Genomic DNA, 3517 nt, shown 5'->3' with positions numbered 1-3517 from the left:
ATGGGGGAACTCCGTCACACCGGATGGGCCGCGACCGAACGGTTGCTCACCGAGGCCAAAAGGCCGAACCTGACCCTCTTTATCCCCGAAATCACCCCCCATGCTCTGGGCCAGCTCTATCAACTGCTTATGGTTGCCACCGTGTACATGGGGGAACTGCTGAACGTAAACCCCTTTGACCAGCCCGGCGTGGAGCAGAACAAAATTTACATTCGCGAATTGATGAAAACAAGGGAGTTGGGAGGGTTCAAGGAACTGGTTGCAAAAAGGGGAGGGGAGGAGAGGTATTGGGTATGATTGGTGAATGGTGAATGGTGAATGGTGGATAGTGGATGGTTAATCAACCAAGCCAGACAGATCTTCTTTTTCTCAACAAATCGAAAATAATCTCCTGAATATTCATCCGCACCTTTTCCGAGAGCTTATGAACGAGCAATTCATCGTCCATCGCCTTCGGACCGTACGAATCCAGGCGGATCGGCTCGCCAAAATGGATAAACCATTTGCTGGGGAGCGGGACACAGCCCAAAAGGCCCAACAGAGGAAAAGTCGGGGTGATCGGAATATAAGGGACCCCGATTGTTTTGGCGAGGATGTTGGATTTCATCATGATGGGGTGAATCTCCTCCGCCCCCACCACCCCCACAGGGACAAGCGGTGCGCCGGTTTTCATGCAGAGCTTGATGAATCCCCCCCGCCCAAATCGCTGGAGCTTGTAACGCTCGCGATAGAGCTTGCCGATTCCCTTGACCCCTTCGGGGAAGACAATCACGAGATGGCCGGCGTTCAAAAGGAGCTCGGCATTTTCGGGGCAGGCGCGGACGCCGCCGATCCGGTACATAAAAGTTCCAAGGATGGGCATGTGATAGACAAAATCCTCCACCAGAAAGCGGGCGTCCTTCCTCTTGGGGTGCTCGTTTAAAATGGCTGTTTTGATCATGGCTCCGTCGTACGGCATGGTTCCGGAATGGTTGGCGACAATAAGGGCCTTTCCCTCGTTGGGAATGTTGGCGATGCCGGTGACGGAGACCCGCCAGTATTTTGAGTAGAGAAAATCAAAGAGCGGCTTGATCTTTTCCACCAGACGATAGTCCATGCCGAAAGGGTCAACCTCTTCCTCGTGTTCGGCGCTGGTGAGCCTTCCCAAAACCGACTTGTAAAAATCGAGCGAGAGAAGGCGGGTGAGCTGGGCGGTTTTGTCCTTGATGACCCGGACTGCGTCTTTGTCCTCGCGCTTTCCGGCCTCGCGGCGGGAGAGCTCCTCGACGGTTTTTTGCATCCGCGCCTCAAGTTGCCCATAGAGGGCGTTTAATTCGGCCTGAACCGTCTTTTCGTCGAAGGCAACGTTCTTTTGATGAAGCAGATCACGGATGTCGCGGTTTAAAAGGGTGATGGAATCACGAAACTCCGTCTCGATCCGACCGATTTTTTTCTCGAGACGCTCGGCCAGGCGTGAAAAATCGGTTTTCTCATCAGAAAATCCCCCCTGGCCCCCCTTTTTCAAAGTGGGGGAATCGGGATCCCCCCCCTTTGGCAAAGGGGGGGTGGGGAGATTTAAAACCCCTTTTTTGGACTTCAAGGGAAGAAGATGAAGGGGCGCCGGCTGTTTTTTGGTGTTGTCTTCTTGCATGTTATGCCTCTATCAACCGCACCTCCCTCAACCGCTCCGCTCCCACAAAACTCAAGAGGGCTTCCTTGGTTGAAAATTGCGGCACAAACCCGAGATCCTTCTTTGCCTTTGCCCCGTCCGCTATACAAAGATACCTTAAAAAATTCACGTGCGAGGCGGGGGCGGGCGAGATATCGGCCATCCACATCAACTGAACCATGGTTTTAAACCCCATCTGCGGAAGACGCAGATTCATTTTTCCGCAGATTTTGATCACACGGGAAAGGGGAAGCACGCCGTCACCCACAATATTATAGATGCCAGGGCAATCCTTTTCGATAGTCCGCATAAAGGAGCGGATCAGATCATCCTCATGAATAAACTGCACCAGAGGGTCAAAACCCATGATGGTGGTCACAAAGGGACGACGCAGATAATTGGTTTTGTAACTCTGGATGGTCGGACCGAGGATCGTGCAGGCCCGCAGGATGGTGACCACCCGGTCGGGATATTTGGCGGCGAATTTAAGCCCCTGCTTTTCGGCGTCGATTTTGTCCGCCAGAAAGGCGCTCTGCCTGTCCCCCTTGGGCGGATGCACATCCTCCTGAAGAAAATTGGGGTTAGTGGGAAAGGCGCCGTACACATCCGTGGTGGAGGCCAAAATGACCTTCCGGACCCGCGCCTCGGCGCAGGCGGTGATCACGTACAAGGTGCCGATGGAGATCAACTCGTGGGCAAATGAGGGGTTCTTTGGCGGCGTGATGGGAAAGGCACAGTGGACCAGTGTGTCGCACCGCTCGTTTTTAAGGATCTCCGCCAGCTTCACGTCCGCCAGCGTTTCGGTCAAATCGAGCTTGTAAAACCTTGTTTTTCTGGTGTCGGGAGGAGGTTTGCGCGCATCGATGGCCACGATTGACGGGTACCGATTGTCGGCCTCAAGCGCCTTGATAATCCGCGAGCCCTTGAAACCGGACGTGCCGGTCACCACGATGGCGCCGGGATTAGGCTCGGACCTTGATTTCTTTTTGGGCTCTGCCATAAAAAATCCATGTGATCAGAAAAATAGCGCCGTCGGTCATCAAACCGACAAAATAGGCAAGCGTGCGTTCGTGGACAAGAAAAAAAATGAAATAAAAAAAGGTGGAAGTAAATTTGGACACCAGAAGAACCGGCACGACGGCAAGATTTTTGGCCACGTCTTTTTGCGCCCACCCGCATAAAAAAACAAGGGTGATCATAAGGGAGAGGGAGAGGGTCAGCCAGAATTTTTCCTGCGGCACGGCAACCAATGGGAGGGATGGAAACAGCCGGGCCGACAGCTGGTTGATTTTGGACAACAGGTCGTTTCCGAAAAACAAAAAGACAACCGTTGCCCCCAGAAAAAGGATCATCCAGATCTGGAGAAGAACCCGGAGGCGGTTGAATGCCGGTGACATGAGTGGAAGAATCATAAAACAAAAAGTTCAAAGTTCAAAGTTCAAAGTTCATTTGACATTGCTTTTTTGGCCTTAATTTGTCATTTGAACTTTTTGACATTTATGAATCCCATTAAAATTCTCCCGGACCCTCTCATCAACAAAATCGCCGCCGGCGAGGTGGTGGAGCGACCTGCATCGGTGGTGAAAGAGCTTTTGGAAAACGCGCTGGATGCAGAGGCGACGGAGGTGGATGTAACGCTGGAAGAGGGGGGGAAAAAGCTGATTTTGGTCCGCGACAACGGTTGTGGAATCCCTCCCGATGAGCTTCGCCTCGCCGTTTCGCGCCATGCAACCAGCAAAATCCGCTCATGGGAGGATCTTTCTTCGATAAAAACCCTGGGATTTCGCGGCGAGGCGCTCGCCTCGATTGCGGCGGTGTCGAAGATGGCGATAACCAGCAGGTACGTTCAAAATCCCCCCTCACCCCCCT

The 3517-nt window shown here is 52.9% G+C and carries 5 protein-coding genes; 2 read left to right on the top strand and 3 right to left on the bottom strand.

Translation table 11 applies throughout. The features are described 5' to 3' along the window. Positions 1-297, top strand: a 297-nt coding sequence (locus HYU99_05525) for a hypothetical protein (protein MBI2339808.1), incomplete at its 5' end; no start/stop codon positions are given. Positions 298-340: 43 nt separating this feature from the next. Here the strand turns inward: HYU99_05525 and HYU99_05520 are convergent. From HYU99_05520 to HYU99_05510, 3 genes are read right to left on the bottom strand one after another with little or no spacing between them, the layout of a single operon-like run. After that, the gene (locus HYU99_05520) at positions 341-1630 is read right to left on the bottom strand and encodes an acyltransferase family protein (GenBank protein ID MBI2339807.1); all 1290 of its coding nucleotides are present in this window, start codon (positions 1628-1630) and stop codon (positions 341-343) included. A gap of 1 nt (position 1631) precedes the next feature. Further along, entirely contained in the window at positions 1632-2648 is a 1017-nt protein-coding gene (locus HYU99_05515; protein MBI2339806.1) for an NAD-dependent epimerase/dehydratase family protein, read from the bottom strand. Then, entirely contained in the window at positions 2611-3045 is a 435-nt protein-coding gene (locus HYU99_05510; GenBank protein MBI2339805.1) for a hypothetical protein, read from the bottom strand. The genes HYU99_05515 and HYU99_05510 overlap by 38 nt, the downstream gene beginning before the upstream one ends. A 102-nt stretch (positions 3046-3147) precedes the next feature. Here HYU99_05510 and HYU99_05505 point away from each other — a divergent pair. Beyond that, positions 3148-3517, top strand: a 370-nt coding sequence (locus tag HYU99_05505) for an ATP-binding protein (GenBank protein MBI2339804.1), incomplete at its 3' end; no start/stop codon positions are given.

This window comes from Deltaproteobacteria bacterium (assembly GCA_016183175.1).
In the GTDB taxonomy this organism is placed as follows: Bacteria; UBA10199; UBA10199; order UBA10199; family SBBF01; genus JACPFC01.
The sequence above is the reverse complement of the archived record's forward strand: the minus strand, read 5'-3'. Positions and strand labels throughout refer to the sequence as shown.

Bases quoted from the DNA above. Each gene is read 5' to 3' on its own strand.
- HYU99_05520 (MBI2339807.1), bottom strand. From the start codon at position 1,630: ATGCAAGAAGACAACACCAAAAAACAGCCGGCGCCCCTTCATCTTCTT.
- HYU99_05515 (MBI2339806.1), bottom strand. From the start codon at position 2,648: ATGGCAGAGCCCAAAAAGAAATCAAGGTCCGAGCCTAATCCCGGCGCC.
- HYU99_05510 (MBI2339805.1), bottom strand. From the start codon at position 3,045: ATGTCACCGGCATTCAACCGCCTCCGGGTTCTTCTCCAGATCTGGATG.